This window comes from Flammeovirga sp. AWQ4_249 (assembly GCF_056161045.1).
In genome coordinates this window covers 1-26,198 of record NZ_JBSWYJ010000043.1, presented here as the reverse complement: position 1 = coordinate 26,198, position 26,198 = coordinate 1, and the positions used below count along the sequence as shown (strand labels likewise).

The following is a 26,198-nucleotide window of genomic DNA, read 5'->3' as shown; positions in this document are numbered from 1 at the left end:
GATGGATTCACTGAAATTTTTGGGTTATTAGCTAGTGGTGTGGAGACACGATGAATCGTGCCTCTACAAGAGGTAGACTTTCAATTTATATTCTACGCTTATTTGAAAGGATAGCCACACTAAAGCCCTCGATTTCAATCGTGGGACTACGTTTATTAACGTTTTTCATTCTTCATTATTCACTTTTCATTAACAAAGAAAATCCCCAACCCATTTTCACAGGTTGAGGATTTATGTCTATGCTTGTATCAGATATTATTCGTTTTCTTGTCTGATTATAATGCTGCAGGAACAAATTCTGCTTCTGTTTCTACTGCATATTTGTACGTTAAACCAGTTCTAATTTGAACGTAGTAAGTACCTTTGAAAACATGTTGGAACATACCAAATTCAACATTATCTGCGTCTTCAGGAACTGCAAAACTTGTTGTAACTGGGTTAAGATTTGCTTTCACGAAGTTATCCCATCCAATTCCTGCTACATTTGATTTGAATACTGAATTTTCAACATATTCATATCCTGTATCAGGTAATTGTGATAAGTCATCTCTCTCGTCAACAATTACTGTCCAATCTGATTCAGAGTATACTTGGTTACCATCAATAGTACCTTCTAATTGTACTTCTCTATCAAATGCTACTTGTACAGATCTCAACGCACTCAAGTTCCATCTGTTTGGATTACCACTTCTACCATCTAAGTAAGTTACTTCGATTTCTTTTGGTCTTTCAGCAAAATCACTTAACACAAATGCTTTGATGATTGCAGATCTACCATTGTTAGCATAATCTGTATCTGTATCAGCTTTATCTTCTGGATCCATTGCATTACTCTTTTCGTTGATCGCGATATCATCATTTGTAATATCTTTAAAGTAATGACCAATTGCTTGAGGAACCATTTGATCAAAGTAAACACCTGAATAATTTGTCAAGTTAAAGTCATCCGTCGTACCTTCTACCCATGTTTTTGTCATATTGATATCAAAAACATTGTTCGCAAAATATGATACCATTGTTCCTTCTACATCTAATTCTACTTCAACACCGATGCTGTAAGTCGCTTCTGGATTCATACCGTTGTTTTCCATAGCAATTACACCTGTAGCTGGATCAATAGAGATACCTAATAAACCATCTTGGTTGATCAATTTGTATGTTTTATCTAACGAACCTAAAGAAGCACTTTCAAATGCGAAAGCTAAGCCTTCAAAGTTTGTCCAAGGTGATACATTCACTTGTTGAATTGCCACACCGTCTTTTGAAACTGTAGTCTCAACTTCTTCACCAACAATATTGAATTTTGCGGATGTATAATAATTACCTAATGTAGTAACTACTTTTACTTTCAATTCAATGTCATTTCCTCTGGCTGTAAAACCAATTCTTGAAATTTCACCCGTTGAAGCATCAATAGTATAACCATCGTAATTTTCAACAAACTCAAACTGATAAGAAACACCTTCTTGTGGTGTATATTTGTTTAGTGATAAGATTTTTCCTAATGATGAAAAATCAATATCAGTAGCAGGATATGTCAAGCCCAATTCTAATGGAGAAACATTTAATGTTACACCATTTTCGAACACTTGAGCACCTCTATTAGTCGCTACTTTTACAGTATATGTGTATTCTCCTTCTTCCAATTGATTGGTTGTTTTGATAACCGCACCTTCACTTGAAATTTGAATACCATTTAATTCAACTACCTCATTTCCTTCTTCATCTAATAAGGTATATCCTAATACATCAGTTGGTGCAGAAAGTTCAGGCATAAAGCTCAAATCTAATTGTCCAACTTCAGTAATATCAGAAACATTTGAAGAGATGACATTATTCAATAATGTATTTTCTAAATCAATAATTCTGATTTTGGCAACTTTGCTAAATACGACAGAACCACCTGCGTGATCTGCAGTTAATGTAAACTCGTAATCACCTCTTGGTAAGTGATTTAATTTATCAATAGCGTTCGTAACTTTTACTTGAGTTCCTCCGCCACCCCATACAGGATAACCATTTTCGTCTACATTCTGATAAACATCTTCCTCACCATTCACTACTTGCTTCATGATAATTTGACCTGTATGTGGATCAATATCTACCATGTTTGAAGGAATTACACCTGGCGTTTTAAACCAGAAAGTATTCGAACCTGCTTCATCATTTGGATTATCTCTTTTGATTGGATAATCTGGAATGTTCATTTGATTCAACATTGTTGGAATAAATGACCATTCACTTTTTAATGCTTGATAAGGTGCATCGGGAGCAACCCCTTCTACACCAATATACATCGTGTCAATAGCTAATGCGACTGATTTTGCTCCTTCCCAAACAGGGACTTCCATAAAAATACTGTCTAAACCGTCAGTTCCCGTCACTAATTCTACATATTGCATATTAGTGGGTTTGTTTGCAGCTGTATTTTGGAAAAGCTCATTTTCTGGATCTTCTTTACAACCTGCTAATAAGGAAGCAAAAAGAGAAGTATATATAAATATCTTTTTCATTTGTTTTTCAGTTACTAGTAAGATCTAAAGAATTATAACTTTTGATTTTTGTTTTGCTCGTTCAATGGAATTGGCAAGTACATAATCGTTTCTCTATCCGTTAAGAATTGAGTATCATAATCATTTCTACCGATGAAAGTAGAGTTGTGATAGTTAACCACATGATCCATGAACCATTGGTATCCTCTTCTTCTTACTTCATAAGCATCTTCGCCCTCACCCAATAACTCAAATTGTCTTTCGTAGTATAATCTTTCATCATAAGATGTAAATGCATTTTGTGCTCTTTGCATTCCATCTTCTTCTTCATAAAGATCACCAAATGCTCTTACATGCACTTGCTTTAAGTAAGACTTCATTGCTGCATCATCACCCAACATGTGATTGATTTCTGCTAACATGATCAATACATCTGCATATCTATAAACCATAAACATTTGATTGTCACCTTGACTTACAGATGTTCTGTCTTTCTTGCTTAACTTTCTTAATAAAGGATACAATCTAGAGATGTTTGTTTCAAATGAACGACCATCAAAGTTTCCTCCTCTTGCGACGAAGTTCCATCCACTTGGTGTTAAAACCCCCTCATATTCTCTCATTTGAATTTTCACTTCACCTGTCGCTGCATCTCTAGCATATTGATCTGTAGTTTCAATGTATGTTGCTGGAATACGCGTATCGTTTGGAATTGCTGTTCTTGATCCTAAACCATAGTAGTGATAATGTAAATAAGCTGTTTCTGCATTCGGAACAAGACGACCATAATGGTTTAATCCAATAGTGTAGTTATTTCTAGTGAATTGAACTTGATAAGAAACTTGATTTACCGTTTTGTTATAACGAATACCAAAGATAGCTTCCTTAGAGTTTTCATTATTTTCTCCTGAGAAAGGTACTGGATTATTATTTACAGTTTGTTCAGGGCTACCGTTGTATAGATGAGCATAATGTTCTTCTAATGCATATTGACCACTATTTTCAATAGCTTGAGCATACTTTTTCGCTTGTTCCCAAAGCATTGTATTGTCTAAAGAAGTAATCTCGTCTACAACTAAATACTCATCAGTAGGCGCATAAGCGACAGAAGCTAATTGCATATACACTTTAGAAAGTAGCATTGAAGCGGCATACTTTCCAGCGTAACCATTACCAAAAGATTCCACAGATAATAATTGTTCCGCTAAGTGAGCATCAGAAAGAATCTGTAAATAGATATCTGTTTTTGATGCTTTCGCCATATGAATATTTTCTGTATTTGTAGGCTCTGTTCTTAAGGGCACTTCACCAAAAGTTCTCACTAAGTTGAAGTATTCCATAGCTCTGAAGAATAATGCTGAACCGATTACATCTTTCTCATTTTGAGACAAACCTGCGTCAGACATTAAGCTTTTGATTTCCTGTAGCTGAACCGATGATTCATTATCAATTACTGCAGTATCAAATTCAACTTCCTCAAAGATTCTTGACTCCGAAGAATGTGGATACAAGTCATCTAAGATGTTGTTTGTGTAATTGATATTTTGATAAGATGTCAACCAAGAGTTGTCCAACCACTGCTCATTTGGTAGTGGTTTTAATACACCGGCATTTGCTCTTACGTTTGCTGAAGTGGAAGTAAATAATCCAGAATGTAATAATCTAGTTACAGGGTATGCCTGTGTATATCCACCATTCTTTGAAGTATTTGCATAAATTGCATCAATTAATGCTTTACGTCCTTCAGCAGATTCATTTAAAACTTCTTGATTATCATAAGGTGATGTTTCGTCAAGAAACGAGCAAGAAGTAGTTGAGGCTACAAATGCTCCAGCAAGGAAAATTCCTTTAAATATATTTTTGATGTTTGTTTTCATTTCTTTAGCGAATTAACGGATTAGAAGGTAATGTTTACACCACCAATAAATGTTCTTGGGTTTGGCATTGTTTGCCAGTCAACTCCTTGGATAGTACCATCATATAAGTATGATGTGATTTCAGGATCATATCCAGAGTAATCCGTAATTGTCAATAAGTTTCTTGCAGTGAAGTATACATTCAAGTATTTGATCTTATTTTTGAAGATCGAAGTGGGTACATCATACGATAATGTTACTGTTGATAATCTTAAGTAACTACCATCCTCTACCATTCTTGAATTTACATAGTTGTTGTAACCTCCTACAAAATCATCACTTTGTCTGTTACCATAACCGATTCTTGGATTTTGACCCGTAGGGTTATCTGTTTCATGCCAGTTATCTTCTAATACACTTGCGTACACATTACCATTTGACCACATCGGATCAGGATAACCGTAGAATGCTAAACCTGAGTTAAGGATTTCATTTCCGTAAACACCTGTGAATAACATTTTTAAAGATAAACGCTTGTAAGAAGCATTGATATTCAGACCGTAAGTAAACTCTGGGTTTGGATTTCCAATAACCGTTAAATCTTGTTCGTCAATTTTACCATCACCGTTTTGATCTACATAAATAACGTCACCACCTTGGTTTACATTTTCTCCTTGGAATTTTGGTCCAGCAGCGGCAGCTTCATGTGATTGATATACACCATTCGTTTCATATCCGTAAAGTAATGCAATTTGCTCACCTCTTATAAATACGTTTGAAGGGCCCGATAATTGATAACCTGATGTGATACTGTTACCAAAAATTCTTTGCTTACTTACTAATTCACCATTCAAATAAAACTCTTGTTCAGGTACACCTAAGTCACCTACATAAGTTCTGTTGAATGAAATATTACCACCTACTTGTAATTTGAAACTTTCTTTATCAATAGCCACAACATCCAAAGCAACTTCTAAACCTTTTGAGTTGATATTACCAAGATTATCCATGTAGTTTGCAAATCCTGAAGATTCTGGAGTTTGTACTAATTGTAAAAGATCTTGTGTTTCTTTGTAGTAAGCATCTACAACTACATTTACACGATCATTTAAGAAACCTAAATCCACACCCACATTTGTTTGTTGTGTTGTTTCCCAAGTAAGATCTTCATTTTCAAATGAGATAGGACGCATACCTACACCACCTGCATATCTGTTGTCTTGGTAATTTTCCCAAGTATTGTAAGGTCCTACAGATTGGTTACCCGTTTGTCCCCATCCTGCTCTTAATTTCAAGTTAGATAAAACGCCTTTTACACCATCCATAAATGGTTCATCAGACACATACCAAGCTGCAGAAAGTGAAGGGAAATAACCTATTCTTTGACCTGGTCTAAATTTAGAAGAAGCATCTGCTCTAAATGACGCTGTTAAGATATATCTGTCTTTAAAAGTATAATTGATTCTTGAAAGACCAGACATTAAGGCGTAATCACCATATGTTTTTTGCATTGGTAAAATCACATCTTGACCATATCCAGGGAAATCATCTTTTAATTCACCTGTAAAGAAATTACTTACTCCATACACTTGGTTTGAAAGAATCACACCATCAATTGTATAACCAAATGTAGCATTAATCTTATGATTCGCACCAAATTTTTTCTTGTAGAATAATAAGTTGTCAATCGTGAAAGATTTACGGTCCATTGCAGATTGGTTGTAATAGTTATTCATTCTATCACCACGAGTAGTTCCTGTACCGTACCACACTTCTCTGTTCTTCATTCTAATATCAGTACCTGCTCTAAATTGGTAGCTTAATGATTTACTGATATCATATTTTGCACCTAGTAATAAATTAATACGAAGTTCCTCAGCAAGGTCATCTGTACCATTCATTCTCTCTACTGGAGTACGGTTATTACTAAATTCTAATTCGTTATTATCTTGATCTCCTTCTTCTTTTGTCAAAGGATTCGCCATGATACCTTGCGTTACTAATGAACCGTTTCCTGAAGTCACACCTGATTGTGAGAAACTACCTTGATTGTAGTATAATGAAGATCTCACATCTAGTTTCAACTTCTTATTTAACTTTCTACTTAAGTTCACACGAATATCACCGCCTTGTGAATAAGCGACTGGTTGCGTACCGTTATTATTTCTGAAGTTAGCTGAAATATAGTAATTTGAACCTCCTTTTCCACCACTGAAGTTCATACCTGCATTTTGACTCCATGAATCTCTGTATAATTCATCTTGCCAGTTATGTTGTGTATATTTTTCACCTCTTTGGTTGTTTGGAAGTAATGCATAAACATCGCCTGTAGCTTCATCGATATCGTATTTACCAAAACTAGCACCACCGTGAGCTGCATTTGCTAGGTTGATATACTTTGCATAATTAGTACCGTCTAAAACGTCAATCTTACGATTCACTTGCATTAAAGATGTATTGAAATAGGCAGATATTTTATCGCTTCCTTGCTTACCTTTTTTAGTTGTAATTAAAACGACACCATTCGCACCTCTTGAACCATAAATCGCTGTTGCTGAAGCATCTTTTAAAACTTCAATAGTTTCGATATCACGTGGATTCAAACCTGTCAAACCATTTTGAGCTTGAACAGTGTTACCTCCACCACCAAAGGCATCTGCAACACCTTCACCTGCTGTAGAGATAATGACACCGTCTACAACGTATAAAGGTTCATTGTTACCTCTTAAAGAGTTCACACCACGAATACGTACTGAAGTTGCACCACCTGGATTACCATCATTACCGATTACTTGTACACCTGTACTTCTACCTTGTAATAATGCATCTACAGTTTGGAACTGCTCTTTTACTTCTGTTGTTTCATCAATTTGGGTTAAAGAACCAGTAAGATCTCTTTTTCTCATCTCACCGTATCCTGTCACCACTACTTCGTCTAATTGCTCCACATTATCTTCTAATGTAATTGCAATATTCGATTGATTCGCAACAGTAATTTCTTTTGTTTTCATCCCTATAAATGAGCACACTAGGACATCACCTTTTTTCACTTGTAATGTGAACCTTCCATCGAAATCAGTGATTCCACCTGTGTCGGTTCCTTTTAAGATAACACTTACACCTGGAAGTGGCTCTTTATTTTGGTCGTTTACTACTCCTTTCAGAGTAAAAACATCTTGGGCAAATACTGATTGTATACTTATGTATAAGCACAAGAAGATAGTAAATAAGTTAGAATTCATTTCATTAAAAAGTCATTTTGAACACAAGGAGAATCTCCTTTAAAAAATAGATCAACAAGTCATTGTGAACGATAGTTTTACTTTAAGCGTTTTAGATGACCGCATTATCTACAATTCAAATATCATAGAAATTAAATGTGTATGCGTTACACCTATTTACATAAAGTAGTACAATATTGACTTATCAGGTTTGTAGTTTAAAAAATGTAATGCTATACAAGTTTAAAAAGTAATAATTCTTCATCATTGTTCGAATTTATCCATTTTTTGCTAAATTTTATGTTAAAAATTAACTTTTAGCATAAAAAGTTAAACTTTTGCTCGAAAACCAACTCTATTTTAACCTCATTAATTCTCCAAATTTCACTCTAATTCTGAATATCAAAGAATTAACAAGTCAAAATAAATCATTTTTTCATTAGGTGTAATTATCACATTTTAAGACTTATATCCACCTATAGTAGTACTCTATTGATCTGAATCAGTAACATTTTATTGTATTTTTGAAAAATTTCAGACATATTTAGTTAAATTATACTGTACATCTATCTGACTTAGGAAACTTGAAATGAAATTATTACAAAAGAAAATTACGCCTACTAACAAATCTTTTTCTATATATAGGAATCAAAAACCTTGTCTTGATGAAGATTGGCATTATCACAAAGAATTGGAACTAATCTACATTCACAAAGGAACTGGCCTACGTTTTATTGGCGACCTTGTGGAAGAATTCAAAGAAGGTGAATTGGTATTAGTAGGATCAAATCTTCCTCATTTGTTTAAGAACTCTCCGGAGTATTACAACAATTTAGGTTTACAAACGGATACCATTATTTTACAATTCTTACCTGATTTTTTAGGGGATGCTTTTTATGGCTTAAATGAGTCTATTCTTCTAAAAAAATTAATACAAAGAGCGAATAATGGAATCGAGTTTAAAGACCCTGAATTAAAAGCTAAAATATTCCAGTTACTCCTTAAATTAAATGAGACTTCGGGGTTTGAAAGCTTATTAATTTTAATGGAAATCTTACATAGATTATCAGTAACAACAGATATCACACAATTCGCAAGTAGTGGATTTAGTAAAGAGATCAATGAAAAGGATTCTGAAAGGATTAATAAAGTCTATCAATTTGTATTAAATAACTTTCATAGAGAAATCCAATTGTCAGAAGTGGCTGAACTATCGTATTTGGGTATATCGCCATTCTGTAGATTCTTCAAGAAAAGAACACATAAATCTTTCTCTCAATTCTTAAATGAAGTCCGAATTGGACATGCATGTAAACTATTAATTGAGAATGACCTGTCGATTAGTCAAATCACTTATTCATGTGGTTTTAATTCGCAGACAAATTTCAATAGACAGTTTAAGAAATTAAAGAAAGTAAGTCCTAGAGATTATCAAAAAATGCATTTAAATGGAAAATTGTTAGAAGAAAGCTACGCTTAACTCCATTTTTCCTAGTCAGAATATTTCATATGAGCTCAATATCAAAATTGAGCTCTTTTTTTTAGCCATTAAAAAAGCACCAAGTTTAATAACTTGATGCTTCCATTCCAATCTTCATAAAAGTAGTCACTCTTCACACAATAAGTTGTTGTTATTTTTTAGTCTAATAAGTCAACACGTTTAATCACACATTATTCTATACACTATATATTATTTGATATCATTTTAGATGTCGTCTACTTGCAAGACATTATAGCCATCCATAATATCTTTTTTGGTAGGTTGAAACATATTGGCTACACCCACATTTGTCGCTGCACTTTCCTCCATTTCCAACCATACTTCATATTGAAAATCATCCAAGATCTTTTTTATTTCTTCTTGGTATTTTTTGTCAATTTTTTCTTCGACTGCAAAGAATTTATCAGGATTCATTCCATATTCATAGTAAGCCTTTTTCTTTGCTAAATATCTTTTGTTTTGTGCCTTTACCCAGAAGTTTTGTTTTTCAGGACTCACAAGAAAGCGCTGATACATTTGCCTCATTTCATAGTTCAAGGCAATATTTTGGAGATGAATTCCCATTTCTTCATCCAGATTAGTAAAAGTATACGTCAACCAATCCATTCTTTCTGGATAGTCTATCAATTCTTTTGGTGTTGTATATTTGATAACTTGCTTCGATTTTCTCTTCACTACTATTTCTACATTCCCTAATTTTCTTTCCGCATAGAAAGTAGTCAAACCTGCAGGAGCTGTTCCTAAATAACCTCCATTACAATACACATCAGCAGGTTCTTTTAGAATTGAAATTACTTCGATACTATCTTCTGAAGCTTCTTCAAAATACTTAATTCCATATTTGATGTGGATATTTGTCTGTTCTAGAAACTGAGTAGAATAGGCTTTATAAGAGGTCATCACCAATTCTTTATCTACATTTGCTTGTCCATTATTCAACCATAGTTTTTTATAATACTTGAGTAATAAACCATAACCATAACCATGATGAGCTTCAGGAGCAATGTGAGACCCTTCATCGTAATAATTCCAAGAAGATAAATTGATAGCTGCCGCGTCATGATTTACGGCGTCCTCTAAAAATTCACGGTAAGCTGAAGTTAATTTAAGGGGTTGCGTTCTTACAAAAACATCATCATATTTAAGTGTTTTTGAGAAGGCTGAATTCTCTTGAATCTTCTTTTCTCCCTCTTTCAAGACCATTTGCGTACTTAACTGATCGGGGAAAACATTTTGTATAAATGGTTTCTTTAAACGCTTACAGATTTTCCTTAGTGAAGCCACTCCATTTCTATAGCCCATTGAATATTTATTTTGGGATAAGGCAGGGAAATGATCTAATAATAAGGTGTTGTAGCGATAATTAAAAGGATATTTTGATTCATAGATGAAGGCACATTCTGTTCCTGTAGTTGCTTCTACTTCATCTAACGTCTCTTTAATTTTAGTAACAAGCTCTGGTTTCTCCAAATAATCATTTGCTTTTAACCTCTTTGTTCCATCTACAAGATCAGCAGTTTCTGTTGTAAAAATGATCATCTCATCATCTACATTTCTTAACCACTTTGAAGAATATTTTGTGTTTTTGAACAATTGATTGAGTCTTTTGACAATCACTTGTTTCATTTCTTCCTCCGTTGTTTGCTTTGGATTTCTTTGCAAACGCAATTGTATGGTAAAATGAAAATCCAGATTATGTTTATCAGCAGCATTTACATATTCTGTAATGGTTTTGATAAATTTGTCTGTATAATATCTATTGACACTCACAAAAATGGGAAACATAAAAACATCAACGCCCATTTCTTTTGCTGTTAAAATCTCATTGATAACAGCATCTTCTGTCAACATTGGATTTAGCATCAAAGAAATTTCAGGCAACTGTGTTCTATACCTTCCTTTAGCATCCTCTTCTGGTCTACCTCCTAAAGTTTTATATCTCATTCCTTTCAAATAGGCCATATCAGCACTATAGTTTAACAAAGGATTATTCAGTGCAATCACTGACTTTTCTTTGAAGAAAGGTTTTGCTTGTTGTCCATAAGTTGCTGAGTAACTTATAAATAATAGATTCAAGAGTATAGTAAGTGTTGTAATTGTCCTCATAGCATCATAAAGTGATTTTATAATGTAAATATGACGCTTTACTAATGAGATTGCTTTACAATAGCGCACATTAATCAACACTATTTTGACTAGAGACACTGATTATCAATGGTTTTAAGGCAAAAAAAGGTCAGTTATAATAAACTGACCTATAAATTTGATTTCTTTTGTTTACTGAGTAGTACTTTTTTACCTAAATAAGGTTTCCTCCTTATGTAATATAGCATATGATGATTTTGTTGTAATTTGAAAAGATATTCTTTATTACCTCTAACGACATTTAGACTTTCACCTTGAAGCGTATACGCAATATTTTCTTCCTTTTCATTAATTTTCATCGTCCCCTTTCCTTTGGCATCCAATTTCAATTCAATCGCATCTATTTGCCATTTCTTAGGACAAGACCAAGTACCAATGATTAATTCTTCTTTTAAGTTCGGTTCATCATAAAATTCCTTTAGCATCTTTTTCATTTTGTGATCCACCTTTTTCCGAATAGATTTTGGTTGATCAAATTCGCTGATATATAAATCAGCTATTGCTAAACAAGATTCATGATACAAGGCAGGATTAAACGGTCGTAAGAAAGCATGAGGAATTTCATTAAAAATCTTTAGTTCACAAACTCCCCCATTCTCTTTTATTTTCTCTTGAAGGAAAAAACTTTGACGCATGTCGATGATATCATCATAATCTCCATGCAAAAGTAATGTTTTCGGAATATGCTTCGTTTGCACAAAATTAACTGTAGAAGCGGCTTGTTTCTCCTCTTTTGTGATCAATTTATATTGCTTTGAAGTATTGGGGTCAGGAAATTTGGAATATTTTAATTCATGTTTAGACAGATCATACATTCCATTGACGCCTATGTAAATTTTACAATCTGGCTTACTAAAGGCATACACTGCTGAAAGTGGAGTTCCTGCAGATCCTCCTGTAAAGCCATATCTTGTCATATCCGCATTAAAACGATTAGCTTTTTTCTTAAACCACTCAAATGAAGCATCAATTTCTTTCATTGCTTCTTGAAAAGTTCCTCCTTGTAATTTACATCGATACCCTAATCCTACATGAATTACTTGAGTTTCATCGACGATTTCCAAGGCAAATTCTCCGACATCCGAATCAGGTACTTCGGTAGCAGTTCCTCCATTCCAACCACCGCCGTGTACATTAAAAAGAACCGGATAAGGGCCATCCCCATCCGGTAGAACTATTGTGATCGGTATCGCTATTTCATTGACATACATGACCGTATCACGAATGATTTTATAGGCAAATGTCTGTGTTTGAAATAGTAATACCGTACAAAGAATGAATAAATTCTTTAGCATATTTTTTATACTGCTTCTGTTTGTGCAACAGCTTGATAGATCTCTTTTAAATGAGTACCTAATTCTAATTCTTTTCCTTCTTCCATTAATGGTTTTGGAAATAATGAACCGCCCATTCCAACTCCTTCAGCACCTACTTTCATAAATTCAGTGATGTTTTCTTTCGTCACACCTCCCGTAGGTAACAATTTGATATTATTCAATGGAGCCATCACATCTTTGATGTATCCTACACCAAATTGACTACAAGGAAAAACTTTCACAACAGATGCACCTAGTCGCCATGCGGTATAAATTTCTGTAGGAGTTAAGGCACCCACAAAACAAGGAACACCTAATTCCTTACACTTTTTGATGACTGTTTCGTCCACTATTGGAGTCACGATAAATTGTGAACCTGCTAAAAGAGCTTTGTCTAAATCTTCTTCAGAACAAACTGTACCAGCGCCAACATTCATTTCAGGATAATCATTTCTTAATTGAGCGATTAAATCTGTAGCTCCTTCCGTGTTCATAGTGATTTCTATTGTCGAGAAACCTTGTTCGATATAAACGGGGATGATCCTAGAAAGTGTACTTTTGGAAACACCTCTTAGAATTCCTACGACAGGAATTTCATTAAATTTTTCCCAAGAAAAAAGTGCTGAATTATGCATATTGTTGTTCAAGTATTGTTCTTTGTCCCATCAAAAGTGCTTTTTCTAATTGCTCTTCATCAAAGAAAATTAAATTTGAATGATCTTCAATTAATTCATTTAACGCTAACTGATACAAATCATTGATGATACCAGAAGCTGCCATACAAATTGTTGAAGTTTCGTTTTTTAGGTAAGCCAATTCCTCACCGATAAGTAAGCCACTTAAGTAATAATAGCTTTCGTCTTTTTTCCTTTTACCTAGGAGATCGTAAGCACGAATCTTAAATAGATGTTTGTTCACACCATCTTTAGCACCATCTCTTACACCTTCTAAAAAACTTTCTTTCGTTTTCTTTGTTAGTGCTCCTTCTTCCACTGAATTACTGATGATACTATTTGAAGAGAAAAGTTTAAACATTTCTCCTGTCATATAAGTATCAAGATTAGTGTAATTTCCTTCTTTGAAGGCCAAATGTTTACTGTGTGTTCCTGGCAGAATTAATAAACCTTCTTGTTCTACAGGTAAGAAGGGAGAGAGTCCTACTGCTTGGATTTCTTCTCCTCGCATTACATCACTTTCGGTTCTAGCTCCTGAAATCATCAGGACAGATAAGTTTTTATTAAGTGACAGTAGTTTGCTAAAGAGATTGTTGCCGCATGCTTGGAAGGGCATTTGTGAGTAGCCTAATTCTCTCATTCCGATTGAAGAAGAGATCATACCAGAAGCTACTATTACATTTTGTTGTTTTAGGTCCGTTACCTTCTCCAACTCTTCCATAAGAAAGTTGGAGAAGAAACGTCCTTGATCAACTTTACGTTGTGATCTAAATTCGTTGTAAACATCATTGACACCTCTTGTCGTCTTGTATTCATCTAAAATATCCAACGTTTCGGTATCAATAACCCTTAAGCGAAAATTTGAAGTTCCCCAATCACAACTGATAAACTTCTCAGGTAAACGCATAATAATTATAACTTTTTACTTACTCTCTTTTGAGCAAGGTAATCGTTTAAGGCAAATTCAGAACAGTCCATGCTAATACCACTATCCTTAACACCTAAGTGTGGTAAATAGATATCGTACTTCACTCCGTTTTGTTGTACTTCACCAAATTCTAACGCCATAGTTACTTCATCCATAACCTCTTCGTTTTCAGTAAAAATATACGAAGCTAAACCAACGTCAACTGCATTTGAATGTTGAATTACCTCTTGTGTATCTTTAAATTTTAGTATCACTGCTACAGGACCAAATACCTCATGTTGAAGGATTTCTGCATCAGGGTTATCCATTACGATAACCGTTGGAGCATAATAGAAACCTTTCCCTTCTAAGGCATGTCCACCTGTCAATAGTTTTCCTCCTTGTTCAACGCAAGCTTTTACAAAAGCATCTACATTTTGTACTGCTCTTTGGCTAACTAGAGGACCCATATCAGGATTTAATTCTCTACCCCAACCTACTTTTTTCGCTTCAGCAATTTTGATAAACTCCGAAACGAATTGATCATAAATGCCTTCTTGTACAAAGAAACGATTTGGAGCAACACAAATTTGACCCGTATTGCCATATTTTACGCCAGTTCCTACAGCCAATGCGTCCTCTAAATTTGCATCATCAAAGACAATGAAAGGAGCATTTCCACCACATTCCATGCTATAACGCTTAATGGATGTTTTGATAGACTGTGCAATTAGGTTTTGAGCCGTTCTTGTAGAACCAATCATGGTCACTAAACGAGGGATTTTGCTTTCGCATAATGGAATACCTACGTTTTGTACATCACCATTTAAGACCGTAATTACTCCTTTTGGAATACCAACTTCGTGTGCATATTCAGCGACTACTAAAGCAGACAATGGAGAAATTTCTGAAGGCTTAATGATAATAGAACAACCTGCAGCTAAAGCAGGCCCTAATTTGAAACCTAAGTTTAATAATGGGAAGTTGTACGCTAAGAAAGCTGTCACTACACCCAATGGTTGATGTACCATTGTATGTTTATGCGTACCTTCTTTATCAGCAATATCAAAATCTTCTTTTTCAAGAATTGCTTTCCCATAGAACTCTAAAGCATTAGTGATACTCACTACATCCTCTTCCGTTCCAGCCCAAGCTTTACCCATTTCGTGCATAATCACTTCTCTAAGATGATCGCTATTTTCCAATAACTTCTCTCTTAGTTTCATCATTAAATCCACTCTTTCTTGAACGGGAGTTTGAGACCACACTTTGAAACCACGTTGCGCAGCTTCTAAAGCACGTTCTGTATCTTCTTTTGTTCCCCAAGCAATTTCTGCAATTACTTCTTCATTAGCTGGACAAATTACTTCATAAGTAGCATTGTTTGACGCTGCTACAAATTCACCATCTATATAAAGGCCCTTAAGACCATACTGATTCAACACTTCCATTGTCTTTGACTGTATATTTATCTAAAAATACTTCATCTATTTCTACGCCTAAACCTGGTGTATTTGGCACGTGAATTTCACCGTTCACTACCTCAAAACTTGGTTTAGTTACATTATCTCTAAGTGGATTTTCGGTACGATCCAACTCAATCATAGGATTGTTTCTCAACATTCTACCTGGATTTTGGTCCAAGTTACCCATGAAATGAACAGCTGCACTGATAGCAATCCAAGTACCCCAAGAGTGTGGCACAATATCTTTGTGATATACGGATGCTAAAGTAGCAATTCGTTTCATTTCAGTCAGTCCTCCTGCTGCACATAAATCAGGTTGAGCAATATCTACGCTATCATTTTCAAATAATCTTTTGAATCCATGACGTAAATACTCACACTCACCACCTGCAATAGGAATTGATGTTTTTTCTCTCAATTGTTTGTATCCTTGATAATCATCTGGATGCACAGGTTCTTCAAACCATCCGATATTTAGATACTCTAATCTTCTTGTCAATTCATAGGCTTCTCTAAAGTTGTAAGCATGATTTGAATCGATCATCAATTTTACATCATCACCCAAAGCTTTTGCTAATAAATTTACGTAGTATACATCTTTTTCAAGACCTAAACCTACTTTCATTTTAGCGGCTTTAAAACCTGATTTTTTATAAAATTCTGCTTCTTTCAGTAGATCTTCTTCTAATGTTTCTGAAGCTGTGAAATAAAATCCCGTTGCATATGGGTTAATAACAGGGTTCTTCACTCCACCAAGTAATACTGAAACAGGTAAGTTTAATAATTTACCTTTAGCATCCCACATTGCAACATCGATTGCACTTAATCCTCCATTTAATACACCACTTCTACCAAAGTCCATAGATCTTAAGTACATGTTTTGCCAGATCGTCTCCGACTCTAAAACATTAGCACCGATTACATGCGGTTTAAAAAATTCAATCCCTGCTTTGATGATATCTGCAGGTCCATAACCTTCTCCCCAACCAATTGTTCCATCTTCCAATACAATCTTCACCAAGCATATTTTTCTTGATGCATAATCCCATTGTGAGAAGTAGAAAGGGACTTCAAGATCTTGGGAGATTACATATGGAATTACATCTATTATCTTCATTCTCTCTTTTTAGTTTTTTTTATTTAGTCAGCACATTTTTTGAGATCAGGGTGATATAAAAAATCAATATTTAAAAAATTCACCCCCTTTACTGTATCTCTCTACTAATAGTTTGAATATCCTAATACACAGATTGCAAAAATCAACACAACCAATCCTCCTAATAAGATTTGGAAAGGCTTCTTAGCGTTGTTCCACTCACCTGATCTATATCCCCAAATATTACTGATGATTAATGCCAAACCTAACATCATTGGCCATCCAATTACAGGACCTAAGCTCCCCATCAATGCTGCACCTTGACCATATACTCCTAATGCTGCAAACCAGAATAATCCAGCTAAAACAGACCAAGTATAGGCTTTCTTACTTCCTTGTACAGCAAATCCACCAAATGATTTGTTTGCAATTAATTTATATCCCGCATACCCAATGTTCATAATGTATGCTCCAAATAATACTACCACCCAAGCTACTAAACTTGCATTTTTTGGATCTACTCCATATTTATCTACTGCAAGAGCTGCTACAGGTTGAGCATTTGAAAATCCTACATTCAAAAGTGCTGACAACGCACCACAAGCTACAGCGATAATTACCCCTGTTTTGATTGATTTCTTCACTTCAGGCTGAGTTGCAACTGGTGCTTCTGCCACTAATACATCACCTTCATCATCATTTGCATATACATCTTCCGATGTACTTTCAGCGATTTCGTTTTGTGCTTTATCTCTTTTTACTCCAGCGACTGCTGTAATTGCTACTCCAACTAATAAGAAAAATACTCCGGCAAGAACAATATTAAAGTTCGCTGGTAATTGTTCCATTTGTAACATTGGAATTAAAGAACCTACTGAAGCTGCTAATCCCATTACGATTCCGTACGTAATACTTACACCAGTGTACTCTACACTCACTCCAAATAAGATCCCACCGATTCCCCAAAGGAAACCAAAAAGCATTGCCATAAATAATACAGATGTATCTGCCTCACCAATGATAGTGAATGTTTCAGGCACTGCGATTAATGCCCATGCTACTGGGAATACGATCATTGCTACTGTTGCATGTACAACCCACCAGTTCTCCCACTTTAAGGGAGCAATATGTTTCATTCCTAAACCGAAAGTTCCTTGGAAGAAACTTGAAAAAAGTATTAAAGTAATTGCTAGTATATTCATTTCTTTCAAATTTTATCTATTTCAAATATGCTTGATTTTTTTAAGCACTTTTTTACACTTAATCACCAATTGTAGTACTATTTTGACATTTAACACCAAAAACAATCAGAATCAACGTCAAAATGAGATTAAATCGCGCGTTTTCTAACACAAAACACGCGTTACATATAAAATTACCGTTAGCGTAATTTTGTAAAAATTTACTACTTACTTTGTGTCCCTTTTTTTATTCTTGTTTTTAGGCTCTCCATTGAAAGCACCAATAGATACACCTTTAGTATAATCAATTTTGTTTCCGTAGAAATCAACTTCAGGATATTCAGTGACAGTTTCAAAAACACCTTTTCCTGCTCCTGGCACGGGAGGTCCAAACTTTACGATACCTTTTAGGTACGCTGGACTCTTTTTATCGATTGCATAGTTTTCATCCGAAAATTTAGGATTTCCTTGTACAGGTTCACGATCTAAGTCTTTAAATCTTGGAGAAATTTTCCCAAAGTAAAGGTTATTACTCAAGAAGAAAGTTGTTTCAAAATCTTTGATTGTTGTCTGCTTTTGTCCTACTGAACCATTTTTCACATAAAAAATATTATTGAAAATAAATGTGTTCTTTCCTTTCATATCGATACTTGTCGCGTAGGCATCTTCAGCATCCATAATCACAGTATTATTATAGATATAACTGCTATCGCATTCGTGAGTTCCATTAGGAATTTTATTATTAATCCATAATGTATGATTACTCGTTTTCCAATTAGGATTATTTCTCCAACCGTCATTTACTGAAACATTGTAACGGTATACAGAATTTACATTACCGCCTAGGATTTCAACAAAACCACCTTCACAATCTTCCATATAATTGTATTGGATAAAAGTATTTTCATTTTGGTGATCAATATGTACACCATGAGAATCTAAATAACCACGAATATGTAGACATTGGTTGTATTGAATCACAGTATTTTTACATCTCCAAGTCCAAACTGCACTACCTCTTGCAGGCATTCTTGGATCTGAATTATCTCCAGGGTGGTCAAAAATATTATTTTCAATTAATACATTATATGTTCTTATTGGCAGGATACATGTTCCTCCTAAATATTCAAATTTGTTATTTCTGAAAATGAAGTCACTATTATAATTCATACTTTCTACATCAGCGGTTTTATTTCCACCATTATGCTTGATATGAACACCTAAACGCTGTAAGTCATTAAAATAGCAATCTTCAACAATTACATCTTGGATATTCTTTTCATTTCCTTTTACATTATTTCTAGAAGTGAAAAAACGCAAAGCTGAAACTTCTAAATTATTAAAGGCTTTTTCACCTTCTTCTTTTTTTACAGGTAGAGCAGCATACACCTTTCTGAAAGTCACTCCTTTGAAACGGAAATGTTTTAAAACAGTAGAAGGCTTGTTGTTCAAAATCAAAATGCCGTATGCATCTTTATCTTTTATCCCCTTTCTAGAAAACATTCTATCGTTTTGTACTTCGATGTTTTCAAATGTTATGTGATCATTGTTACGTACAAGTATAGCTTCCTGAAAATCGCCTCCTTTTTCTTCACCTACTGCACCTGTAAGGATGGGTAATTTACCTTCACCATATGAAGTAATAATAATGTTTTGGTTAGCATCACCAGAACCATTCACTATAAAATGTCCTTTAAATGTATCTCCTTTTTTAAAAAGGACTTTATCACCAGGCTTAAGTACCATCTTATTTAGTTTATTTAAAGTCTTAATAGGTGCTTCTTTCGTTCCTTTGTTTTTATCATTTCCTTCAGATGTGCTCACATAATAATCTTTTGCAAGAACAGAAGTAACTATCGAAAAAGATAGTAGTAGTAATAAGTAAATTCGTTTCATTTCAGATAAGTAAATTAGCATTAAAAAGTAAAAACGGAGCAAACAACCTTACGATTGTTTGCTGTTTTTGTTGAAGTAGTCACTATAAGGATTTTGTATTAGACACTTGAATAGAGTCTAATTTTCCTTGAAGTTCTTTCACAAGTTCAGGATGAGCTTCCGCCACATTCACTGTTTCTCCTGCGTCAGTAGATAAATCAAATAATTGTGCATCATGTGATAGTCCACCTTCGATATTTTTTTGGACATCCATCCAATCTGGTACTTTTCTATTTTTGGCAATTGGTTCAATGTATTTCCAATCTCCTTTACGGATAGACATTGTAAATGCTTCTTCTACCATATAATCGCGTCCTTTCTGATCTTCACCTATTAAAGAAGTCATTACATTTTTACTATCCACCGCTTCTCCAGGTTGTAAATCATACCCAACTAGATCCGCAAATGAAGCATAAAAATCTAAGTGAGAGAATAAGGCATCATTTGTTTGACCTCCCTTAATTTTTGCAGGCCATTTTACAATCATTGGTACTCTTGTTCCACCTTCATAAGAAGAATATTTACCTCCGCGATACGGCCCTGCCGGTGTATGATCACCTAACATCTCCACCGCTTTATCATCATAGCCGTCATTTAAAACTGGTCCATTGTCTGAAGTAAAGATGACTAAAGTGTTGTCCTCTACTCCCGCTTCTTTTAAGGCATCTAAAACCAAACCTGTAGCATAATCCATTTGTAGAATTACATCACCTCTTAAGCCCATTTCCGATTTTCCTTTGAACTGATCAGAAGGAAGACGAGGCACATGGATATCATGGAATGCAAAGTATAAGAAGAATGGTTTTTCTTTATTTTCTTTGATAAATGAAGCCGCTTTACCCGCTAACTTTTCAGGAAATTCTTCATCAGTCCAAAGTGCTTTTTCACCACCTTTCATATAACCGATACGACTGATGCCATTGATAATCGTTTTGCCATGTTGCTCATCTGCACCATAACGTAATAATTCAGGGTGTTCAATTCCTGTTGGACGATCTGAAATATTTTTCTTGTAGCTCACTGTTATAGGATCGTTCGGATCTAAGTTGACTACATTATGATTTTCTAAATAAACTGAAGGTACTCTATCTCCTGTAGAAGGCAAAAGGAATGAATAATCAAATCCAATTTCTAATGGACCAGGCTTTACTTCTTTGTTCCAATCTACATTTCCATTTCCTAGCCCTAAATGCCATTTTCCGACAACTGCTGTAGCATATCCTTTTTCTTTCAACATATCCGGCAATGTTTTCATATTGGGATCAATCAAAAGCGGAGCATCGCCGGGTAAAATTTGTGCTTTTTTTCTGAATGCATATTGTCCCGTCAACATAGAATATCGTGAAGGAGTACATGTAGCGTGTGGACTATGTACGTCAGTAAACAAAATACCATCATCTGCTAATTTATCAATGATTGGAGTTGCTGCTCCTTTCAATCCATTCTTACCAATATCTCCGTAGCCTAAATCATCTACATAAAAAATCACAATATTTGGAGCATCATTCTTATCCACTTCCGTTGTTGTCGTATTCGCTTTTTGACAAGCTAAGGCTCCCATTAAAGCGATATATGAAAAAAATTTCGTTGTCTTCATTTCAGTCGTATCAAAAAAATAGAGTAAAATCTACGTTTAATTAAGATTTAGAACAAAGATAGGAGGAAGATCTATGACACATTAACACTATATTGACCTTAGAAAGTCTTTTTTGTGCTAATTGTTGAAAAATAGGCTTTAATTGGGTCTTTATCAACATAATTTGAATGATATAAACGGGATTAAAAACATAAAAAAGTAAATCATTAATTAATCTTTTCTTCTTATAAAAAATTACTTCTCTCCATTATATTTTAATATGAATTAGTAATTTAGTAATCCAATAAACTAAAATAAAAATGAAAACAATCTTCACCTTTCTAATCCTACTATTTTCTAGTGTCTTTAGTTTTTCTCAAAATAGAACAATGTACACCTTAACTTTAGATCATTCGATGTTTATATCAGAATCAAAAACAGATACATTATATAATTTCAAATTAAGTATTGGATATGATTGGGAGACGAAATTGAAACCAAAGCATGTTCATTTTTCTATTCAATATGAAAATCAAGAAGGTAAAGTGATTAATAATAAATACAGCACTGAAAAAATTGATTTCGCTAGTCCTTTCAAAGGGATTGTTCATGATATAACCCAAGATCAGTATCTAAAAATTAGATTAAATCCTAAAACAGATTCTACTACCATCACTTTTTTTAAGGATAAAAAGGAAAATGTACCTATTCAAAAATACTCTGGAAAAGTAACGAATGTCAAAGAAGATAAATTATTAACTTTGGATGATATTCCTTCAAAATTTATTTACTATTTAGATAGTAGAACATTTAATTAACTCTTTTAGTTGCAAGTAATTAATGCATAGGTGAACTATATTGTTAGAATTATACAAAATAATCATCAACATAGTATTCATTCATTTACAATAACCTGTTTATTAAATGTTAATTATCAATAATCAATTTCGTAGTTTCAATTATTTCTGAAACTTTAAAACATATAATAATGAATCTTCAATCGTTAAAAAATCAATTAAATATAGCTGGTGAAACATTACAACGTTTCACACTATCCATGGTTTGTGCTATTATGATTTTTGGTATATCTAGTTATTTGACCTTTCAAGAAAATGAAAATAGAGAATATTATTTGTTCAAAATGATTTTGGTATTTATTTTAGGTATTTCATTATTTTTTGCTTGTGATATTTGGTCGGAAACTCAAAACAAAAAAGGGAGATGTAGAATCATTACAAATTTAATTGGAGTATTATTTTTAAGTGGTTATTATGCTATTCTACCTGCGGATGATTCTGACAAAAATACTGCTATGGTCTTTGTCTACTATACAATCATTTTTATAATAATACATCTATTAGTTGCAATAGCACCTTCTTTTACGTCAAAAACAAAAACTTATTTCTGGACATTTAATAAAAATTTATTTTTAAGGTGTATTGTTTCATTATTTTATTCAGGTGTCATATACTTAGGCTTATTCTGTGCAATTATTAGTTTAGACCCACTTTTCAACATAAAAATTGAAGGAGAATATCTCTTCGTATTATTTATCTTTTGTACTTCAATTTTAAATATATGGATATTCCTTTCTGGAATAGATAAAGACCTAACATTACAACAACCAAAAAAATACCCTCAAGGACTTAAGATTTTTACTCAATTTATATTAATACCAATTTTGACAATCTACTTCATCATACTATATACATATTGTATATACACTCTCATTCACCAAGATTGGTCAGATTCAGCCTATTTATCTTCTTTTATTATTGTTATTGCAGTACTTGGTTATTTGACAAATCTCTTATTGTATCCCTATTTTACTTTAAATCAAAAAACTTGGATCAAAACATATTATAAAGCACTCTACTATCTACTCATTCCTTTATCAATTATACTTTTTTATGTCACTCTTTTATTCATATCAAAAGAAGGTTTTAATATAAAAAACTACTTTATCTTTATGACTTCTATTTGGATTTTTATCATATCAATTTATCAAATCCTTTACCCTGGCAGTATAAAAGTTATTCCTATAAGCTTAATTTTTGTTTTGTGCTTCTCTACATTTGGACCTTGGGGAGTGGAACATGTCTCTGAAGTTAGCCAAGTAAATCTCTTAAGAGAAAAACTAACAGATCTAAAGGTTTTGAAAAATGAAAAGTTAGTACTGGAATATAAATTTCCCTCGGAATCTATTTTGGTTCAAAAGACTGAAGTACCTCAAATAGACCAAGAAGAGGTAAATGAAATAGAATCAATTTTATACTATTTAAATGAGTACCATAGTTTAAGTTCTATTTACTCTTGGTTTGAACAAGATATAGCGGCAATTAAATTAAAAGAAATAAACGAGCAATCAGAATATCATTTTTACAGTAAAGCTGAAATGGTAGAAATGATGTTAGGATTAAAATATTATACCAAGAAAAATAAATATCCTTATTATATCAATTTTCATCTTCAATCACCTAATGTCATAAACGTAAAAGGTTGGGATTATACTACAACTTATTATGATTCAGAATATTGTAAAAACTATTTTATAAATAAATATTTGGTAGAATTATACTTTACGAAAAATAGATATTTAGATATCATTGTAGAAGATGAACTATTGAAATCCATAGACGTTTTACAATACATTGAACAACTAAAGCAAAAATACCCTGATAAAGAGGATAAACCAACCCAAGAAGAATTAACTATTCATATTGAAAATGATCAATTGAAAATGGAATTGAGGTGTTATGATCTAAGCCTAAGAGTTTTAAAAGATTCTAGTGCTGTAAGTAATATTAATATTGGTGCTTTCATTAAAATAAAGAAGTAAGGTTTTAAAAAATTTCACTTCATAATTAAATTCGATAAGACCACTCTTATTTACCTTTTGGTTCCAAAACTATTTATAGATCAACTAAAAAAGAAGACTGAAAAAAGTAATTCTAGTCTATAGTTTCCTTTAAATAAATGTCTATCTATTAACGCTAAATTGATCAATAACAAGCGTAATTAGTTCTTATATACTCATTTTCACATGCTAGATTTAGAAGTGTTTACGGTAATATTTAACTTTAAAATACTTTTTAAATCTAACGTATAAAATTATGATGAAGACTTCACTAACAATTCTATTGCTATTGATTTATTTTAATTCAATGAGCCAAACATTGACCAATACTACTGACCTTTCTGTGACTAAAGTTTGGTATCAAGAAGAAGAAGGTTATACCTACCCTACCTTTGTAAGTATTCCAACTGACATTGAAATGCCTGTAGATGGCTACCCTGTTTGTATTCTTTTACATGGAAATGGTGGAAATGGTGAGGCCATGTTGAATGGCAATAGACAAAAATTTCCTGATCACATTTTGGTGTCTATCTCTGGATATGAGAAATCATGGAATATGTCTGATGAAAGAAGTGATGCTCCTGATATTGAAATGATCAAAGAGTTGGTGGAAAAAATACAGACGTATGACAATGTAGATCCCAATAAGATTAGATTCTTTGGTTCCTCTAATGGAGGAGGTTTGTGTAATCGAATATTTATCGAAGTGGATAATCCTGGTATAGATATCGTTTGTTCTTCCGTTTCTCAACTCAACAATATGCAATTTAGAGAAGGTCAATTTTACGAACCGACAAAGAATACAGGTAAACGATTTGAGAACCTAGGTTATAATACGGTTATTGTCCCACAAAAAAACAGGAGATATCTTGGTATCACGAATGAAAACGACCCTCTTATCCCCTATGTAGGTGGCGCTTCTTCTGTTGGTGTTACATTTCTTCACTCTCAATATGCTGCATTTTTAATTGCTCAATCTCAAGGCTATGAAGGAGAACAACTACCGGAAGAAGGTACTGATATTGGTAATAATCTAGAAGAGTATTCGTATTTAGAAGGGCAAGTAATACACCTTAAAGGACAAAACAAACATGGTTCACACTGGTCTGTCAGTAATTATATCAGAGAATACTTTCAAAAGGAATTCATTTATGATAATGAAAATAATGACGATTCTGATAAGGTTACTTCTATTGAAAATGACAAAAAGGATAGCATGCTCTACCCAAACCCATTCAAAGAAACGATCACCTTAAAGATCTCGAAATCATTTCATAGAGGACATGTAGAAATCTTTACTTCAAATGGTCAAAAAATTAAAAATATCGCCTTGAAAAAGCAATCTACCAATGTAATTTCTGTAGAAAATGAAAATCTCGGTATCTATATCCTACGAGTATTTTTAGACAATAAAGAGGTGGAAACGCATCGATTAATGAAGGAGTAGGGTGAGATTGTCATTTATGATTAAATCATGATCTTTCTTTTTATTAAAAATGGATACAAGAATCAAATGTTTCTGGAATCCTAAATGAAATGCCATTAGATCAAAGTCTTTATGATTGGGTAATTCAAAAAGAATATTTTAAAGTAACCAGAAAGTATCAAAAAGAAGGAAAATTTATCCAGAAGTTTAGTTCAGCATCAATTATTCATTGGCATTTTGAAAATGGGGTAATAATTGACCAAGTGATTACCTAGCCCTATTAGGAATTGTAATAAGTTAATAGCTTTTCCATTCTAATAGCATCTATTTGATACTAATAATTAACATCCAAAGTAACTAAGCATTATTAATTATGGCCCTTATAAAAATAAGGAAACCTATAATTGAGATAAACATTGAAAAATAACTTATATAAGGAGAATAACTAGTGCTTTTTTGACACTTTCCTGTAAAGTGTGTAAGTTCTTTTTGGATAGGGTTAAGTTTTAGAACTTGACTCTATCTCCAAATATAATTAAAAATTGATTA

Annotated in this window: 17 protein-coding genes; 5 read left to right on the top strand and 12 right to left on the bottom strand. The window is 33.4% G+C overall.

Annotated elements, in window-relative coordinates; all coding sequences use genetic code 11:
• Window positions 1–275 precede the first annotated feature (275 nt).
• From ACXAHM_RS21600 to ACXAHM_RS21590, 3 genes are read right to left on the bottom strand one after another with little or no spacing between them, the layout of a single operon-like run.
• Window positions 276–2,513: a hypothetical protein gene (locus tag ACXAHM_RS21600; protein WP_474964714.1), complete on the bottom strand. Its 2,238-nt coding sequence runs from the start codon at window positions 2,511–2,513 to the stop codon at window positions 276–278.
• 32 nt (window positions 2,514–2,545) lie between these two features.
• Entirely contained in the window at window positions 2,546–4,369 is a 1,824-nt protein-coding gene (locus ACXAHM_RS21595; protein ID WP_474964712.1) for a RagB/SusD family nutrient uptake outer membrane protein, read from the bottom strand.
• A gap of 20 nt (window positions 4,370–4,389) precedes the next feature.
• Window positions 4,390–7,590: a SusC/RagA family TonB-linked outer membrane protein gene (locus tag ACXAHM_RS21590; RefSeq protein ID WP_474964710.1), complete on the bottom strand. Its 3,201-nt coding sequence runs from the start codon at window positions 7,588–7,590 to the stop codon at window positions 4,390–4,392.
• Window positions 7,591–8,158: 568 nt separating this feature from the next.
• Between ACXAHM_RS21590 and ACXAHM_RS21585 the strand changes: the two genes are divergently transcribed.
• Window positions 8,159–9,049: an AraC family transcriptional regulator gene (locus ACXAHM_RS21585; RefSeq protein WP_474964706.1), complete on the top strand. Its 891-nt coding sequence runs from the start codon at window positions 8,159–8,161 to the stop codon at window positions 9,047–9,049.
• A gap of 225 nt (window positions 9,050–9,274) precedes the next feature.
• Here ACXAHM_RS21585 and ACXAHM_RS21580 read toward each other — a convergent pair whose 3' ends face one another.
• The 9 genes from ACXAHM_RS21580 to ACXAHM_RS21540 all read right to left on the bottom strand — a co-directional run bounded on the left by ACXAHM_RS21580 (window position 9,275) and on the right by ACXAHM_RS21540 (window position 21,387).
• A complete protein-coding gene (locus ACXAHM_RS21580; RefSeq protein WP_474964704.1) occupies window positions 9,275–11,176 on the bottom strand; it encodes a hypothetical protein in 1,902 nt (633 codons plus the stop codon).
• A gap of 149 nt (window positions 11,177–11,325) precedes the next feature.
• Window positions 11,326–12,510: an alpha/beta hydrolase gene (locus ACXAHM_RS21575; protein WP_474964702.1), complete on the bottom strand. Its 1,185-nt coding sequence runs from the start codon at window positions 12,508–12,510 to the stop codon at window positions 11,326–11,328.
• 5 nt (window positions 12,511–12,515) lie between these two features.
• The gene (locus ACXAHM_RS21570; RefSeq protein WP_474964700.1) at window positions 12,516–13,166 is read right to left on the bottom strand and encodes a bifunctional 4-hydroxy-2-oxoglutarate aldolase/2-dehydro-3-deoxy-phosphogluconate aldolase; all 651 of its coding nucleotides are present in this window, start codon (window positions 13,164–13,166) and stop codon (window positions 12,516–12,518) included.
• Window positions 13,159–14,112 carry a 2-dehydro-3-deoxygalactonokinase gene (locus ACXAHM_RS21565; protein WP_474964697.1) on the bottom strand — a complete coding sequence of 318 codons (954 nt, stop codon included), beginning with the start codon at window positions 14,110–14,112 and terminating at the stop codon, window positions 13,159–13,161. Before ACXAHM_RS21565 ends, ACXAHM_RS21570 begins: the two co-directional genes overlap by 8 nt.
• Before the next feature lie 5 nt (window positions 14,113–14,117).
• Window positions 14,118–15,563, bottom strand: coding sequence for an aldehyde dehydrogenase family protein (locus tag ACXAHM_RS21560; protein WP_474964693.1), 1,446 nt, complete (start codon window positions 15,561–15,563; stop codon window positions 14,118–14,120).
• A complete protein-coding gene (locus ACXAHM_RS21555) occupies window positions 15,535–16,695 on the bottom strand; it encodes a mandelate racemase/muconate lactonizing enzyme family protein (protein ID WP_474964690.1) in 1,161 nt (386 codons plus the stop codon). The genes ACXAHM_RS21560 and ACXAHM_RS21555 overlap by 29 nt, the downstream gene beginning before the upstream one ends.
• A gap of 104 nt (window positions 16,696–16,799) precedes the next feature.
• Window positions 16,800–17,876 (bottom strand): L-rhamnose/proton symporter RhaT, encoded by a 1,077-nt coding sequence (locus ACXAHM_RS21550; RefSeq protein ID WP_474964688.1) that lies wholly within the window; start codon window positions 17,874–17,876, stop codon window positions 16,800–16,802.
• A gap of 207 nt (window positions 17,877–18,083) precedes the next feature.
• Window positions 18,084–19,751, bottom strand: coding sequence for a right-handed parallel beta-helix repeat-containing protein (locus tag ACXAHM_RS21545; RefSeq protein WP_474964684.1), 1,668 nt, complete (start codon window positions 19,749–19,751; stop codon window positions 18,084–18,086).
• A gap of 82 nt (window positions 19,752–19,833) precedes the next feature.
• Window positions 19,834–21,387 (bottom strand): sulfatase family protein, encoded by a 1,554-nt coding sequence (locus ACXAHM_RS21540; RefSeq protein ID WP_474964680.1) that lies wholly within the window; start codon window positions 21,385–21,387, stop codon window positions 19,834–19,836.
• Between the two features lie 299 nt (window positions 21,388–21,686).
• Between ACXAHM_RS21540 and ACXAHM_RS21535 the strand changes: the two genes are divergently transcribed.
• The 4 genes from ACXAHM_RS21535 to ACXAHM_RS21520 all read left to right on the top strand — a co-directional run bounded on the left by ACXAHM_RS21535 (window position 21,687) and on the right by ACXAHM_RS21520 (window position 25,924).
• A complete protein-coding gene (locus ACXAHM_RS21535) occupies window positions 21,687–22,184 on the top strand; it encodes a hypothetical protein (protein WP_474964678.1) in 498 nt (165 codons plus the stop codon).
• Between the two features lie 170 nt (window positions 22,185–22,354).
• Window positions 22,355–24,205 carry a DUF4153 domain-containing protein gene (locus ACXAHM_RS21530; protein ID WP_474964675.1) on the top strand — a complete coding sequence of 617 codons (1,851 nt, stop codon included), beginning with the start codon at window positions 22,355–22,357 and terminating at the stop codon, window positions 24,203–24,205.
• A 274-nt stretch (window positions 24,206–24,479) separates the two neighbouring features.
• Window positions 24,480–25,670: a T9SS type A sorting domain-containing protein gene (locus ACXAHM_RS21525; RefSeq protein WP_474964671.1), complete on the top strand. Its 1,191-nt coding sequence runs from the start codon at window positions 24,480–24,482 to the stop codon at window positions 25,668–25,670.
• A 53-nt stretch (window positions 25,671–25,723) separates the two neighbouring features.
• On the top strand, window positions 25,724–25,924 hold the full coding sequence (locus ACXAHM_RS21520; RefSeq protein WP_474964734.1) for a DUF7710 domain-containing protein: 201 nt from the start codon (window positions 25,724–25,726) through the stop codon (window positions 25,922–25,924).
• Window positions 25,925–26,198: the final 274 nt, after the last annotated feature.

Bases quoted from the DNA above. Each gene is read 5' to 3' on its own strand.
- ACXAHM_RS21600 (WP_474964714.1), bottom strand. From the start codon at position 2,513: ATGAAAAAGATATTTATATATACTTCTCTTTTTGCTTCCTTATTAGCA.
- ACXAHM_RS21595 (WP_474964712.1), bottom strand. From the start codon at position 4,369: ATGAAAACAAACATCAAAAATATATTTAAAGGAATTTTCCTTGCTGGA.
- ACXAHM_RS21590 (WP_474964710.1), bottom strand. From the start codon at position 7,590: ATGAATTCTAACTTATTTACTATCTTCTTGTGCTTATACATAAGTATA.
- ACXAHM_RS21585 (WP_474964706.1), top strand. From the start codon at position 8,159: ATGAAATTATTACAAAAGAAAATTACGCCTACTAACAAATCTTTTTCT.
- ACXAHM_RS21580 (WP_474964704.1), bottom strand. From the start codon at position 11,176: ATGAGGACAATTACAACACTTACTATACTCTTGAATCTATTATTTATA.
- ACXAHM_RS21575 (WP_474964702.1), bottom strand. From the start codon at position 12,510: ATGCTAAAGAATTTATTCATTCTTTGTACGGTATTACTATTTCAAACA.
- ACXAHM_RS21570 (WP_474964700.1), bottom strand. From the start codon at position 13,166: ATGCATAATTCAGCACTTTTTTCTTGGGAAAAATTTAATGAAATTCCT.
- ACXAHM_RS21565 (WP_474964697.1), bottom strand. From the start codon at position 14,112: ATGCGTTTACCTGAGAAGTTTATCAGTTGTGATTGGGGAACTTCAAAT.
- ACXAHM_RS21560 (WP_474964693.1), bottom strand. From the start codon at position 15,563: ATGGAAGTGTTGAATCAGTATGGTCTTAAGGGCCTTTATATAGATGGT.
- ACXAHM_RS21555 (WP_474964690.1), bottom strand. From the start codon at position 16,695: ATGAAGATAATAGATGTAATTCCATATGTAATCTCCCAAGATCTTGAA.
- ACXAHM_RS21550 (WP_474964688.1), bottom strand. From the start codon at position 17,876: ATGAATATACTAGCAATTACTTTAATACTTTTTTCAAGTTTCTTCCAA.
- ACXAHM_RS21545 (WP_474964684.1), bottom strand. From the start codon at position 19,751: ATGAAACGAATTTACTTATTACTACTACTATCTTTTTCGATAGTTACT.
- ACXAHM_RS21540 (WP_474964680.1), bottom strand. From the start codon at position 21,387: ATGAAGACAACGAAATTTTTTTCATATATCGCTTTAATGGGAGCCTTA.
- ACXAHM_RS21535 (WP_474964678.1), top strand. From the start codon at position 21,687: ATGAAAACAATCTTCACCTTTCTAATCCTACTATTTTCTAGTGTCTTT.
- ACXAHM_RS21530 (WP_474964675.1), top strand. From the start codon at position 22,355: ATGAATCTTCAATCGTTAAAAAATCAATTAAATATAGCTGGTGAAACA.
- ACXAHM_RS21525 (WP_474964671.1), top strand. From the start codon at position 24,480: ATGATGAAGACTTCACTAACAATTCTATTGCTATTGATTTATTTTAAT.